The sequence below is a fragment of the Methylobacterium sp. CM6257 genome, from assembly GCF_054611515.1.
Genome location: NZ_CM137735.1, coordinates 3,709,500 through 3,723,188, shown reverse-complemented (window position 1 = coordinate 3,723,188; position 13,689 = coordinate 3,709,500). Strand labels below are relative to the sequence as shown.

Genomic DNA, 13,689 nt, shown 5'->3' with positions numbered 1-13,689 from the left:
CGGCGCAACATAAAACGCGGTTAATCTCGCTTTATACTGTTAGCTCACATTGCCGTGTTGGCTTGAGGTGAGAGGCAGGATTGGAATCGTGCCTGAACATGACCGCATTCTCAGCCTCTTAGGTGAGGCAGAGCTTTTGGACCAGATTGCCGATGCCTTCATGAGGGCGGGCGCAACGAACGCGGTTGAGGGCAGACGGGATTCCGCTCGTAACCTACGGCGCGTAGCCCGTGATCATCGCGTAAAAGCTATGCTGGCTCGCGGGCGCGCCGCTGGGCTATTGGGACATGAGTTGCCCGACCCGGGCGCCTGAATTCGACAGGGCAGATTTGATCCAGGAAGTCCACAGTGAATGGGCGGACGCATCCTGCGGTTTGCAGCTTCTGGCGCCGTCATTCAGCAAAGGCTTTAAAGGTTGTCGTGACGATCTCGACGAGGGCATCAACTATCAAACACGCAGTACTCGTTTCGAGGCTAGTTTGAAGAGGAAGATCTTATGTCAGAGGGATTAGCGGCCCGCACCATCGCGGCGGCCAACGGCGTCGCTCAGGACGCGGCCTTCGGCGCGGTGATCGCGCCGATCCACCTGTCGACCACCTTCAAGTTCCCCGCTTTCGAGCAGCCCGGTCCCTACGATTACTCGCGTCTGGGCAACCCGACCCGCGATGCCCTGGCCGACACGATCGCCAAGCTGGAGGGTGGCGCCCGGGCCGTCATGGTCACGAGCGGCATGGCCGCCCTCGATCTCGCCCTGTCCAGCCTGCGGCCGGGCGATCTCCTGGTCGCCCCGCACGACTGCTACGGCGGGACGCACCGCCTGCTCAGCTTCCGCAGCGCCCGGGGCCATTACCGCGTCGCCTTCATCGACCAGACCGACCCGGACGCGCTGACGGCGGCCCTGGCCGAGAAGCCGAAGGTCGTGCTCGTCGAGACACCGAGCAACCCGCTGATGCGGGTGGTGGACGTCCGTCGCGTCACGGCCGCCGCGAAGGCCGTCGGCGCACTCGCGGTGGTCGACAATACCTTCCTGTCGCCTGCCCTGCAGCAGCCGATCACCCTCGGGGCCGATCTGGTCGTCCATTCCACGACCAAGTTCCTGAACGGCCATTCCGACGTGATCGGCGGCACCGTGATCGCCGCCGACAAGGCGGTCGGCGAGGAACTCGCCGCCTGGGCCAACACGATCGGCGTGACGGGTTCGCCCCTGGACGCCTATCTGACGCTGCGGGGCCTGCGCACCCTGTTCGTGCGCGTGGAGCAGCAGCAGCGGAACGCGGCAGCCCTGGCCGCCTTCCTCGACGCGCACCCGGCCGTGAGCCGCGTCCACTATCCGGGCCTGCCCGCGCATCCGGGCCACGCCCTCGCCAGGGCGCAGCAGGCCGGCTTCGGCGCCATGCTGAGCTTCGAGCTGGCCGGCGGACGCAATGCGGTGCGGACCTTCGTCGAGGCGCTGCGGGTCTTCAGGCTGGCCGAGTCGCTGGGTGGCGTCGAGAGCTTGGTCGCCCATCCGCCGACCATGACGCACGCGGCGATGGACCCGGAGGCGCGCGCCATCGCGGGCATCACCGACGGGCTGCTGCGCCTGTCGGTGGGCCTCGAGGCCGAGGCCGATCTCCTGGCCGACCTGTCCCGGGCCTCGGAGGCGGTCCTCCGCCTCCCGGTTGCTTGAGACACCCCGTTAGCGGACGGTCTCCGCGACAGGGGTGAGGACGATGAGCTCGGATACGAAGGCAGATGCAGGCGCAGTCGGTCCTGGTCGCGGCGGGCGCATGTCCCGGCAGCGCAAGCGGGATGCGGTGCTGCGGCTGCTGCGCGGCGAGGACCTGGAGAGCGTCTCGCGCAGCTTAGGCGTGACGGCCGCGACCTTGTCGGGCTGGCGCGACGCCTTCCTGACGGCGGGCGAGGCCAGTCTCTCCACCCGGTCCCTTGATGCGGACGCGCTGGAGAGCGGGCGACTGAAGGCCAAGCTCGGCGAGATGCTGATCGAGCGCGAGTTGCTGGAGGCCAAGATCGCTGCCCTGGAGGCGCGCGGCCCCGGCCCTTTGGCCCGCAGGAGGTCGCGGCTATGAGCCGGGCCGTCTCGCCTGCCAGCGGCAAAGCTTACGGACTGGCCCGGGTGTGCCGGATCTGGCGCGTGTCGCGCGCCACCGTCCACCGGCACCTCTCACCCGCCCGGCCCGAGCCGTCGCGCCGTCCCGGCCCGGTCGGGCCGATGCCGGATGCGGCGCTACTCACGCAGATCCGCGCCACCCTCACGGACAGCCCCTTTCACGGCGAGGGTCACCGCAAGGTCTGGGCGCGGCTGCGCCACAAGGGCGTGCGCACCTCCAAACGCCGCGTGCTGCGCCTGATGCGCGCCCATGATCTGCTCGCCCCCTCTCGCGTCGGCACACCGCGCGGCCCGCGCAACCACGACGGCACCATCGTCCCGGAGAGGGTGGACACGATGTGGGGCACTGATCTGACCACCACCTGGACGGCTGAGGGGCAGGTCGCGGTGTTCGTGGCCGTCGACCACTGCTCGGCCGAATGCGTGGGCCTCCATGCGGCGCGCCGGGCCACGCGCTTTGAGGCGCTGGAGCCGATCCGCCAGGGTGTGCGGCAGCGCTTCGGCGGCTTTACGGCCGAGATCGCCTCCGGCCTGAGTGTCCGGCACGATCACGGCAGCCAGTACATGTCGGACGATTTCCAGGCGGAGCTGGCGTTCCTGGGTATCGCAAGTTCGCCCGCCTTCGTGCGAGCGCCGGAAGGAAATGGCTGCGCCGAGCGCTTCATCCGCACGCTCAAGGAGAACCTGCTGTGGGTGAAGCACTTCGACACGGTCGAGGACCTGCGCCGCGCGCTGCTGGCGTTTCGCGACCTCTACAATAAGACGTGGCTGATCGAGCGGCACGGGTTCCGACCACCAGCCGCCATTCGCACCGCGCAGCTTCCACCCGCGGCCTTGGCCGCATAGGCTTCAGATCGGTGTCTCACAATCCGCGGGCGGTACAGCGGTCGCCAGCACATGAGGTAATCGAGTGCTGCGGCGGGGCAGGGGGCTCCTGCTAAGCTGGCGGCGGTCATCTTATGGCGGGCAGCAATGACTCGCCGCTCCTCCAGCTTCGCCCAGAGCCGCCCGACGACGTAGTGATCGGCGTAGATCCGGCCTGGACAGCGCATCGGTGCCTGGTTGCACTCGTCCGGGATCACAGGCTTTGCACCGACCTCTCGTATGTGTTGACGGAAGCATGGCTGGAGCAGCCACGATCCACAGCGGCACGCCTGGATCAGCCCGGTGCAATGCCAGCCGGTCACGTCAAAGCTGTCGTCTTGCCTATAGGATCGGGCTGCTTCCCCGCATCGAGCGGCACGGTCATCGACCGCTGCCCCGCAAAGGGCAGAAAAACGCTCCCGACACTTCCGCGTCGGTCATAAGCCGCAACCCCTTTCAGAGAAACCGAAGCCGTTTCAGAAGCTTACCTCGATCCGACCGTAACCGGGGCAGATATCCGGGCGGTGGCGTTTTGCGGTTTGGCCGTGGCGTGATTCAACACCCGGCATGGCGCTGCCGGATCCCGATGGCCTGGATGCCCTCTCGCTGAGCGAACTTCGCGGGCTGGTCGACGCCCTGATCGGTCAGGTCCGCGCCTTGACGGACGAGAACCGGGCTTTGCGCGACGAGGTCGCGCGGCTGAAGGGCTTGCCACCGCGCCCGCCGACGCGGCCAACCCCGTCCGGGATGGAGAAGGCAAGCGAGCGGGCGCAGGCCAAACCGGGCCAGCGGCGGCGTGGGCCCGTGCACGAGCGGCGCGTGATCACGCGCGAGGTGGTGCTCAAGGCTGCCGTTCCGGCGGGCTCGCGCTTCAAGGGCTTTGAGGATGTCGTGGTGCGCGACCTCGTGCTGGAGGCGGTCGTGATCCGCTACCGGCGCGAGCGCTGGTCCACGCCGTCGGGGGCGAGGGTCGTGGCCGCGCTGCCGCCCGGGATCGTCGGCGGGTTCGGGCCGCATCTGCGCCGCTTCCTCCTGGCGGCTCATGTCCAGGGGCAGGTCACGAGCGAGCGCTTGACGGCGATGCTCTCTGGGCTCGGCCTGATGATCTCCAAGCGTCAGGTGGTTCGCCTCCTGAGCGGCCGGCTCGATCCCTTTGTCGCCGAGGAGCAGGCGGTGCTGCGCGCCGGTCTCGCGAGCGCGGCCTGGATCAGCGTCGACGACACCGCCGCCCGGCATGCGCGGACTGACGGCGTGACCACGCAGATCGGCGATGCACGCTTCACCGCCTTCCGCACCACCGCGTCCAAGTCCCGCCTGAACGTCCTCGCGCTGCTGCGGGCTGGCCACGGCGACTTCGTCGTCAACGACGCGGCGCTGGCCTACATGCACACCCGCGCGCTCGCCGGTCCCTTCCTGGCGGCGCTCGCCGCCCACCCGGTCAAGGTCTTTGCCGATACCCCGGCCTGGCAGGCGCATCTCACCGCCCTCGGCTTCGATGCGCGCGCGGTCACGCCCAACCCCGTGCAGATCGCCACCGAAGGCGCGCTGTGGGGGGCGATCCGGCATCACGGCCTGATGCCCGACACGGTCGTGGTCTCCGACGGGGCCGGTCAGTTCCGGGTCGGCCTGCACGCGCTATGCTGGGTTCATGCCGAGCGCCTCGTCCACACGCTGATCCCGACGACCGCGGCTCAGCGCAAAGCTATCGCGCTCACCCGCACCCTGATCTGGTGGTTCTATGCCGACCTGAAGGCCTGGGCTCGCGCCCCTTGCCCCAGACGAGCCCGCGCCCTGCGTGCCCGCTTCGAGCGGATCTTCACACGCGCGACCGGCATGGTGATGCTCGACCGGCTGCTCGCCCGCCTGCACCAGCACAAGGCCGCCTTGCTGCGCGTGCTGGAGCGGCCCGAGATCCCGCTCCACACCAACGGCTCGGAGAACGACATCCGCGCTTGCGTGATCAAGCGGAAGATCTCCGGCGGAACGAAGAGCGAGGCCGGCCGCACCGCCCGCGACGTCATGCTCGGCCTGATGAAGACCTGCGCCAAGCTCGGCGTCTCGTTCTTCCGCTACCTCGGCGACCGCCTCGGGATCCCGGACGGTGACCCGATCCCGCACCTACCGGACCTCGTCAGAAACGCCGCAACAGGCTGACCGCCCGAGAATCTGCCCCGGCTACGATCCGACCAAATTCGCTCGCGGCACCTTGTTTTTCCTCAGGGGCATGCTATTTTCCTGATGGGACTTGCGCGATCGGGCGAGGGTTCCGCCGGTCTCATGGATTCTCCCAAAGACTTAGCTTCGTCGGCTCCGGCCGGCGAAGCTTTTTGTTTGTGCTTCGTCACAGTGGGCAGGGCGTCTCAAGCCGAACGTTCAGTTCCGCCGCTGAAAGCAACGAATTGCAGCCCGTGCAATCGCTTGCGGCTCAATAATATGCGCGGCGGCCGAGACTACAGGCAGGGCAGAGAGAGTTGACAAAACCGATAACAAGCAGGCGCAGCGAAGACCCTCCGCGCAAGCCCGTCGATCACGCATTATCCATGGTAAAACCGACCTTCAGCGTAACTTGATAGTGCTGAACCTTTCCGGCGTCGATGTGCCCGCGCGTCTCCAGCACCTCAAACCAGCGTAAATTGTGCAACGTAATGCTTGCGCGACGTATTGCATTCTGAATTGCCTCCTCAATCGAAACCGCAGAAGATCCGACTAGCTCAGTCACTTTATAAACATGCTCTGACATAGAGAACTCCTCAGAAGCGACCCACTGCGATCATGCGCTCCGACGCTTTGTCGCTCAAGGCCAAATTTATTAACTAGATTTCCGCACATCCGGCGAAGCAACTCGTAAGCCCACGCGGACCCCGCATACTCTTTTGGCGTGGCTTTGTAACCCGGAAGCCCCGCCGACTGAGGAGCGCGTATTGCAGTAAGCATAACCCTTCCGGCATACTGTGACAGTGACCGGCAGAGCGGCGCGCTACGGAGAATTCCGGAGTTCGGTCGTACGGTCCCGAGTCGTGTCGCCTCGGCCGTCGGTCGCGACCATGCAGGCGGATCGGTCAAACTCTGCAGCGTGGTTCAGGTAAGCTGGGTCGAACTCGGCGAAGCCTTTGAGACGTTTGAAGTCAGGGACGGTAAGGCGACCCTGATCGAATACGATCTGGCCGTCGTTCCGCAAAGATCGGAGCACACGGTTGGCGTGCACTGGCGAAATCCCGACTACGTCGGCGATGTCTCCTTGGGTCAGGCCGAGCTCGAAGCCGGTCTCGTCGGCCAGACCTACCGCCCGCAGCCGCACTAGGAGCTCACAGAAGATATGGGCTATCTGCTTGTCGGCTGCTCGCCCGGCACTCGCTAGCCACTCTTGGAATATGCTGAGCTTGACTAACGTCATCCACCAAAAAGCGCGGCCGATGCGAGGGTAGACCTCGATTAGATCCGCTATGGCCTGTTGGGGGATGTCGGCCACCTTGCAGGGGGTGAGCGTCCCAACCGTGTTGCCGAGCATAAAGGGTACGAGCCGGTGTACGTCGCAGAGGTCGCCCGGCAGGATCAGAGAAATAACGCGGCGTGTCCCCCCCCTCCTAAGTTTGTAGCGGCAGGCAATGCCGCTCAGGATTAGATGCACGCTCTGGGGCGTGCCGCCCACGTCGATGTCAGTGCGCTGCGGAACCGCTCGCGCCCGAAAAGGCAGATCGTAGAGCGCCTGTCGCTCCACTTCAGACAATCGGCCGGCCTGCTCCAACCGTGCGACGAAGCGGCCGCGTAGCAGCTCGTCCCCGCCGATCCGACCTCTACCGGCGGCATTCGAGGTATCGTGGTCCATGGAATGGCTACTCGGCCGCAATCTGTGCCCGCTAGATTCCTTTCTAGAAATTTAGTTTCTCATCGGGATCGTCTGGCTGTCAACTCGATCCTCCGGCATAGGACAGCAGGAGCTTCGCAGGCGATCTCTCTTTATGCATGTGGCGCCACGGAGAGATCGAACAAAATAAACAAGGCAAACGAGTTCACACTAGATGCAACCATCATGTCTGGCTGGCCGTCCAAGACCTAACTCTCCAGATATCTCACCGACTACATCTCGTTGTGCATTCGATAGCAGCGACAGATACGCAAATAGACCGAAAATGTTCACGGGGATATTGAGCACAGCTGCTCCGGGCCCTACGTAATCGTGTCTATTTGCCATTCACTCTCGGGCTTAACAACTAAATTGAGGTGACGACCCCCTGGGGAATCTATCCCTGGCCCGGACCGATCTAGGGCTCAAGTGTATTCGCCCAGGGCGAAGTCGATCGTTTGCACGCGAGCCGCAGCAGCTCATATCAACCCATTTGTACGAACCGCCGTTGCCGGATTGCGACACGTCGGAATTGATATGCGGCGAAAGGGTCACCGCCAGGTTTTTCCTCTTGAGCTTAGCCTGTGACTGTGAGGAAATCCGCCGAAGGTCCGGTCGCGCCTGGGCCACGTGCGCATGAAGTCACGAAGGGGGCCTGAAGATGATAATCGTGTCGAAGCGGTCAGGGTGTTCTCTCGGAGCGCTCGCCCTGGTCAGTACGACAGCAGGCGCCGCCGACATCGCGGTCGCTGCGCCCCCCCCTATCGCCGCAGAGCACTGCAAGGCCACGATTTCGACGCCTGTTTACGGTCCAACTATCAAGGCGAATCCGAATCCTGCCTGCCTCGAGACGGCAATCGGCGACATCTATGTCGGCGGTGCCGTGTCCGGCATAGCGTATAACTTCTCGCCCCCTTTTAGCCCACTCTCACCGGTCTTCCCGGTCCCGCTGAACTCGGGACGCGACGAGCAGAATCGGGTCGACTTCACCAATTTGATGGCCACGGTGCAGAAGGCCGATGGTCCGTTCCAGTTCTACGTTCAGGCGGGCCTCTACTCCTTCCCGCTGCTCGGCTTCCCGCTCTACTCCTCGTTCGATCAGAATACGCAGTTTTTCGGGCCGGTGCCGATCGCATTTGGCAAATACCAAATCAACGACGAATGGTCGGTCCAAGGCGGCCGGATGTTCGGAAACATCGGCTCGGAAGGGTTGTTCACGTATCAAAGAATCAACATCTCGGGCGGCCTGCTGTTCAACCAGGAGATTTTCCTCAACCAGGGCGTTCAGCTTAACTATGCGAGCGGTCCGTGGAGCGCCTCGATTGCGGTGACCGATGGCTTCTTTTCCGGTGATCTTAACTGGGTCACCGGCCTCATCACCTACAAGATCGACGATAACAGCACGATCGGCATCAACGGCGGCACCCATTTCCAGAATTTTGACAGTCGTTTCCGCGGCTCAAAGTTTCAGGTCGCGACGCCGATCACACTGCAGAACAGCAGCATCGTCAGTGTGAACTACACTTACACGAACGGTCCATGGACGATCACGCCCTACGGTCAGTTCACGAGCGTTGACCGGGATGCGCGCCTCGGGCTTGCGGGCGCCGAGACCTACGGTGGTGCCCTGCTCGTCGCCTACAACTTCACCGATTGGTTCTCGGTCGGCGGTCGCGTCGAGTACATCGCTCAAAACGGCAGCCGGCTTAACCCCGGCATCACCACCAACTTGCTCTATGGCGCGGGTAGCTCGGCGGCATCTTACACGATCACGCCAACCTTCAACTTCGACCGCTTCTTCGTTCGCGGCGAGTACTCGCACGTTGACCTGTACGGTATCCAGATTGGCGATCTGGCCTCCGGCACGCTCGGCACCGGCTTCGGCCGCACCGGCAACGTGAGAAAGCAGGACCGCTATATGGTCGAGGCCGGCTTCACCTTCTAAGCCGAACAGGCCTTTTCCATGCGTGGTCGCGGAGCGATGCGGTCGCCGGAAGAGTTGCTGGCGGCGGCTGCGCGACCGACAGGGGCAGATTCTGGCCGCCCCTGTATCAGGTGCTGCTGGAACGCCTGCAGGCGGCCGGCGTGATCGACTGGAGCCGAGCAAGCCTGGACAGTGCCTCCGTCCAGCCCGGAAGGGAGCTGTGCCACTAGGCCGGACTCAACGGACTGGCCGGGGCAAATCGGGGACGAAGCGCGACCGCGTCACCGACGCGCGGCATCTGCCTGAATGGGGCCAATCAGCACGGCAACGTGAAAATAGCCGCGACGCTCGACGCCATACCGCGCCTGCGCAAAGGTCGGCATGGACGTCTGCTCCGAGGGCCTGACAAGTGGCACGCTGAAAGCCTACGATGCCAAGACCCGACTCCAGGAGGGCCGGGCCCTGGCATCGTGCCGCGCATCGCTCGGCGCGGCATCGTGAGCAGCGAGAAGCTCGGGCGCAGCCGGTGAGTCGTTGTTTGATCGCGGGCTTGCTTATCAACTCCCTTCCCGGATGCCCTTCAGCTTTGCTGCAGCAGCGCCGCCGGATCGTGGTTGTTGCCGCAGTCGGCCTTGATGGCCGCCACACCATGCCCCTTGAGCAAGCCTAACCATGTGGAGCGCACGGCCCGGCCAACCCAGCCGCAAGACCCACCTCGGGATGGCCTGCGTGACGTCCTGGTGGAGGCGCCTGCATGCGCCTGCGGCGGAACTGTGAACAGAACAGGCCAGGCCGCCACGGCGACGGCTGTACTGGTCCAGGAGGGTAGAAGTTACGGCATTGAGCGGACGAGAGGCGCAGCTGCGGCGGAGCCGGATGATTCCAGTCCCAGCAGTCGTGCACTTCGATACGCGTCGGGGACTGACAGAGCCCAAACGAAAAGACCCGCCGCATGGCGTCCGATAACACCAACGTCCGGCGCAGCGAATTTTGTGGTCAGCCAGGCTCCGACCAGGGTGAAAAATGCGAACCCTAATCCCCGCTGTGCTTTGCCGACGAGGACATGGCCCACACCAGGCAGCAGAATCGCCGCTGCGAGGACAAGGTACGGGTTAGGCTGCGCTGCGCGCACGGACTTCGTCAGGTTCATGGGCTGCGCCTTCACTGATGAGATGTCGCGCCAAGTCGGTGGCCTGGGCGAGCAGTGGCTGCAGGAGCTCCGGACCGACATGCGGGACCGGAAAGCGGTTCTCGCGCAGGAGCAGATAGGCACCGCGCTCGCCCTGGCAGAGCTGAGTCACGATCCGAACCCCTCGAGGCGTGAGCAGCACCTCCTTCACGCGTGGCTCGGCAAGGATTTTCGCGATGGGACCGTCGACGCGGCGGAGCAGATCGTTGGCTCCGCGTGAGCCGCGCACCAGCGTCTCGCCCGGCCAGCCGGGCGGGACAGGATAGCGGGCTAAGAGCTCGGGTCCAGGCGCATAGAACTCGGCGCCGGCTACGCGGCGAAGGACGTCAAGGATTTCCGAACGCCCAGTTGAGTGGTGCACCGAAACGCTGAGCCAGAGCTGCGGTAGACGCCGGAAGGCGAGGGCTTCGGGGATGAGCCTGACCTCGACCGAAAAGCCTGCGAAGCGGCCTTTAAGTGTGCCATAGCCGGTACGATCGCGACCGTAGACCGGTTCCGCTAGGACGGACCCGCAGGGCTGGAGCATCCCCGCCCGCCCTGCCGACGCCGCCAGAGCGCGCCGGTAAAGCGCGTAGCCAGCGGTGCCAAGGATCGGGAGAGCGAGGAACTCGATCATGTCGACCTCAGTAGCCCTTCGGCTTCGGCCAGTGCATCGTGAACTGGTCGCCGCGCCGGACATATTTGTAGCGGTGCAGCACGAACCAAGCTGAAGCTGCGATGTAGAAGGCCATCATCGCGACAAGCTGCGTTCCGTAGCCGAGGAAGACGGCGAGATAGGTCACGCTGCACAGGACCAGTAGCAGCAGGGACGGCAACGGGTGCAGCGGATGAACGTAGCCCCGCTGAATGGTTCCCAGCGGCCATTTGCGGCGGAACAGGATGATGGAAAGCGCCATCAAGGTGTAGCCGAGCAGCCCCGACAAGATCGAGAAGGTGATGGTCTGGTCGAGGGGAGTCGAGACTGCGAACAAGATCGCCACGGGGACGAAGAACACGATCGAGCGGTATGGGGTGTGATAGACCGGGTGCACGGCACCGAACCAGGCCGGCATGTAGCGGTCGCGCCCCATCGCGAACCAGGCTCGCGACGCGTCGTTGATGCAGCCGTTGGCGGAAGCAACGGTGGCGAACAGTGTCCCAAAGAACAGGAAGACCTCAAGCCAGCGGTTCCCCGTGAGTCTGCCCGCATCGTAGAGCGGCGTCACGGCCTGTCCGAGGTATTCCCAGGGCATCAAGCCGGAACAGACGTACCAAGTGGCGGTCGCCGCAATGAGGAGGGTAATCATGCCTGTCATGGTGCCAAGCGGTAGGGCGCGGGCTGGGGAGCGAACCTCTTCGGCGGCTTGGGTCGTCCCCTCAATCCCGAGATAGAACCACAGGCCGAAATGCATGGCCGCAAGGATGCCGAGGTTGCCGTAGGGCAGGCCGACGAGGAGCGCGTCGTGCTGCAGCACCGCGCCCGGGGCCCATGGTTGCGCAGCTACGAATAGAACCACGATGGCGAGGAAAGCCGCCGCCGTGATCAGGAGATTCATGGTGAGCGAGGCGAGCACGCCGCGGTAGTTGAGGAACGCGAGCGCCACGATGGTGAGCACCATGAAGGCGCGCTTGTCGACAGCGCCAGCTACGCCGAGATTGGTCAAGAACGCCTCAATGAGGTCGCCCGTCACGATGGCATTTGAGACCTCGAGCATGGTGTAGGCCATCACGAGATACAGGCCGACGTTGAAGGCAGCGAGCGGCCCGATAATGTGTTTGGCTTGCGCGTACTGGCCCCCTGCAGCGGCCACCGTCGAGGTGATCTCAGAGTCGATCATCGCCACGCAGGTGTAGAGGATGCCAGCGAGCCAGCAGGCAGTGAGTGCCGCGACCGGTCCCCCTTTTCCGACCGCGAAGTTCCAGCCCATGAACTCGCCGACGAGCACGATCCCAACCCCCAGTGCCCAGACGTGACCGGGCCCGAGCACACGAAGGAGCGCAATCTTCTTGGCCGGGGCAGCTGCCACCACCAAAGGGGCTTCTGCCAGTCGAAGGTCAGGGGCGTGAACCCCCGGTTGAGGAGCAACCTGAACGTTCTGCATCACGACCTCGCTGCCGTCTCGCCGACGTCGGCATCCACGATCTCTCCCTCCTCGGAGGAAAGGAGGTAGTCCTCGCTGAAAGCTTTGTTGGTGCGAATAAGATTGACGCCCATCCAGAGCGCGAGCGCACCGGCTATCGCCCAGGCGCTCCAGTTCATGATGTCCACCATCACGGGTATCCTTGCAGGAAGGAAATAAGGCTGGTCCAGATCGCGCCCGCAGCGAGGCTGCGCTCAGCGCGCCTTACGGCGTCGATCGTCGCCGAACCGCTCGGCAATGACGTCGCGATACTCGTGATCGGAGTAACGAAACATAAAAACAAAGTACCCGACGATGATAATCGCAGTGAAAGCCAGAGCTAGCCAGTTAAAACTATAATCAAAGCGAGTTCCGATGATGCTTGCGGCCTTTTCGGCCGAAAATCCGAGCTTCTCCCACTGCGCCGCCATGACAGTGTTCTGCCCGAGCGCCTGCCAGGAGGGATTCGGGTATTCGGTGGTGGTCGTCCCGCCGCCGGCAAGCTTGAGCCAAAGCGGCAGATAGAGTGTAATAAACACTAGAACGAGCATCAACAGCGCATCGAAGATCTGGCCGGCGACGGACTGTGTGGGCGGCTCGTAGGGTAATTTCTTCATTTGCTCACTCCCTTGTTCTCACGCAGATCGCGGAGGTGGTCGAGGTAGAAGATGTCGGTGCCGTAGATCGCTGATTTGTCCTCGGCATAGTGTTTGATCATGGCAGCGATGGAAGCCGTATTGAGCAGAAGAACCACAAACCCGATTGCCGCCATGGGAATCAGAAGATTAGCTCCCTCAAAGACCCGCCACATGCTCCAAAATGTGAATGCATAGAGCAGCCATACTGCCAGCACGGCGCATGTTGCTGCCGCACAATCACGTTTGAACATTGACGAAATTCGGGGATCTTGGTGCAGCATGGCACGCCCTCCGCTAAGAAATTTCTTTCTGGGAACCGCCCGTTCTTTTGCGGAAAGATCCTGCCATAGAGGCTGTGGTGTCAAGGCCCAAAGCGGGTGAGATAAGGCGCGAACACGAATTTTTGTGCCGGTTCAGCGTCGATACCCAAGCGTGACCGACGAACTTCGCGGTCGTGGAGACTGAGTGGGCCGCCATAGTCGCGGCGGCAGATATGCCTCGTTGCCCCCCGAAGCCGCAGCGCACTCTGCTTATAGTCGGGGCTTGACGGCGGCTCGCTTATGGAGAAAATTTGCTTCTCAGCAGGAAGGCACAAGCGCGGCTGAAGCAGGTATACTGACGCAGTTCAGCTAACGTCGCGCACGTCGTCGTAGCTGGGTGATACGCTCGGCCTAAGTTTTGCTTACTGCACTCAGAGTTTACACTAGGGCTTCGTTGTCCAACCGAGGCAACTTCAGCTCCGTTGGCATGTATAGGATTTCACAAGTTCCGCGTCGCCCTCAGCTTTTCTCTTGACCCACTATCCAGCCGCTGACCCAGTTACCCTGCAAGATTCTTTGCAGCAGTTGCGAAGTCGCCGCGGTTATCAGCAAGAGGTGCTTTAGGCCTTCTGAATTATCGCCCCGTTGCGGCATCTCTCGGTCTCACCGCAAACGGCCGCGAGCCGGTTCGTACCCGTCCGGTACCCGCCGACCATGTTTCTCACAAAGAAATTTTTGTGACCCACAGTTGACGCCGGGCG

11 protein-coding genes and 1 pseudogene are annotated in these 13,689 nt (G+C 63.4%); 5 read left to right on the top strand and 7 right to left on the bottom strand.

What is annotated here, in order from left to right; translation table 11 throughout:
* The first annotated feature begins 496 nt into the window (after nt 1–496).
* From metB to ACYCO6_RS18245, 3 genes are all read left to right on the top strand, one after another.
* A complete protein-coding gene (metB, locus tag ACYCO6_RS18255) occupies nt 497–1,669 on the top strand; it encodes a cystathionine gamma-synthase (protein ID WP_459761928.1) in 1,173 nt (390 codons plus the stop codon).
* 43 nt (nt 1,670–1,712) lie between these two features.
* A protein-coding gene (locus ACYCO6_RS18250) for an IS3 family transposase (RefSeq protein WP_459761871.1) occupies nt 1,713–2,956 on the top strand; the annotation gives its coding sequence in 2 pieces (ribosomal slippage) (nt 1,713–2,037 and nt 2,037–2,956; 1,245 coding nt in all).
* Between the two features lie 585 nt (nt 2,957–3,541).
* The gene (locus ACYCO6_RS18245) at nt 3,542–5,128 is read left to right on the top strand and encodes an IS66 family transposase (RefSeq protein WP_459761926.1); all 1,587 of its coding nucleotides are present in this window, start codon (nt 3,542–3,544) and stop codon (nt 5,126–5,128) included.
* Nucleotides 5,129–5,501: 373 nt separating this feature from the next.
* Here the strand turns inward: ACYCO6_RS18245 and ACYCO6_RS18240 are convergent, their stop codons facing one another.
* The gene (locus tag ACYCO6_RS18240; RefSeq protein WP_459761924.1) at nt 5,502–5,714 is read right to left on the bottom strand and encodes a dodecin; all 213 of its coding nucleotides are present in this window, start codon (nt 5,712–5,714) and stop codon (nt 5,502–5,504) included.
* 237 nt (nt 5,715–5,951) lie between these two features.
* Nucleotides 5,952–6,800, bottom strand: a complete 849-nt coding sequence (locus tag ACYCO6_RS18235; RefSeq protein ID WP_459761922.1) for a Crp/Fnr family transcriptional regulator — start codon at nt 6,798–6,800, stop codon at nt 5,952–5,954.
* A gap of 679 nt (nt 6,801–7,479) precedes the next feature.
* Here ACYCO6_RS18235 and ACYCO6_RS18230 point away from each other — a divergent pair.
* Both ACYCO6_RS18230 and ACYCO6_RS18225 read left to right on the top strand, forming a co-directional pair.
* The gene (locus tag ACYCO6_RS18230) at nt 7,480–8,763 is read left to right on the top strand and encodes an outer membrane beta-barrel protein (protein ID WP_459761920.1); all 1,284 of its coding nucleotides are present in this window, start codon (nt 7,480–7,482) and stop codon (nt 8,761–8,763) included.
* Nucleotides 8,764–8,773: 10 nt separating this feature from the next.
* Nucleotides 8,774–9,269, top strand: a pseudogene (locus tag ACYCO6_RS18225) (IS5/IS1182 family transposase); the annotation flags it as partial.
* A 585-nt stretch (nt 9,270–9,854) separates the two neighbouring features.
* Here the strand turns inward: ACYCO6_RS18225 and ACYCO6_RS18220 are convergent.
* The 5 genes from ACYCO6_RS18220 to ACYCO6_RS18200 form a co-directional block, all read right to left on the bottom strand.
* Nucleotides 9,855–10,547: a hypothetical protein gene (locus ACYCO6_RS18220; RefSeq protein ID WP_459761918.1), complete on the bottom strand. Its 693-nt coding sequence runs from the start codon at nt 10,545–10,547 to the stop codon at nt 9,855–9,857.
* A 7-nt stretch (nt 10,548–10,554) separates the two neighbouring features.
* Complete coding sequence (locus ACYCO6_RS18215; RefSeq protein WP_459761916.1) at nt 10,555–12,012, bottom strand: APC family permease; 1,458 nt, start codon at nt 12,010–12,012, stop codon at nt 10,555–10,557.
* On the bottom strand, nt 12,012–12,182 hold the full coding sequence (locus tag ACYCO6_RS18210) for a hypothetical protein (RefSeq protein WP_459761914.1): 171 nt from the start codon (nt 12,180–12,182) through the stop codon (nt 12,012–12,014). Before ACYCO6_RS18210 ends, ACYCO6_RS18215 begins: the two co-directional genes overlap by 1 nt.
* A 63-nt stretch (nt 12,183–12,245) precedes the next feature.
* Nucleotides 12,246–12,647 (bottom strand): hypothetical protein, encoded by a 402-nt coding sequence (locus ACYCO6_RS18205; RefSeq protein WP_459761912.1) that lies wholly within the window; start codon nt 12,645–12,647, stop codon nt 12,246–12,248.
* The gene (locus ACYCO6_RS18200) at nt 12,644–12,949 is read right to left on the bottom strand and encodes a hypothetical protein (RefSeq protein ID WP_459761910.1); all 306 of its coding nucleotides are present in this window, start codon (nt 12,947–12,949) and stop codon (nt 12,644–12,646) included. The genes ACYCO6_RS18205 and ACYCO6_RS18200 overlap by 4 nt, the downstream gene beginning before the upstream one ends.
* Nucleotides 12,950–13,689: the final 740 nt, after the last annotated feature.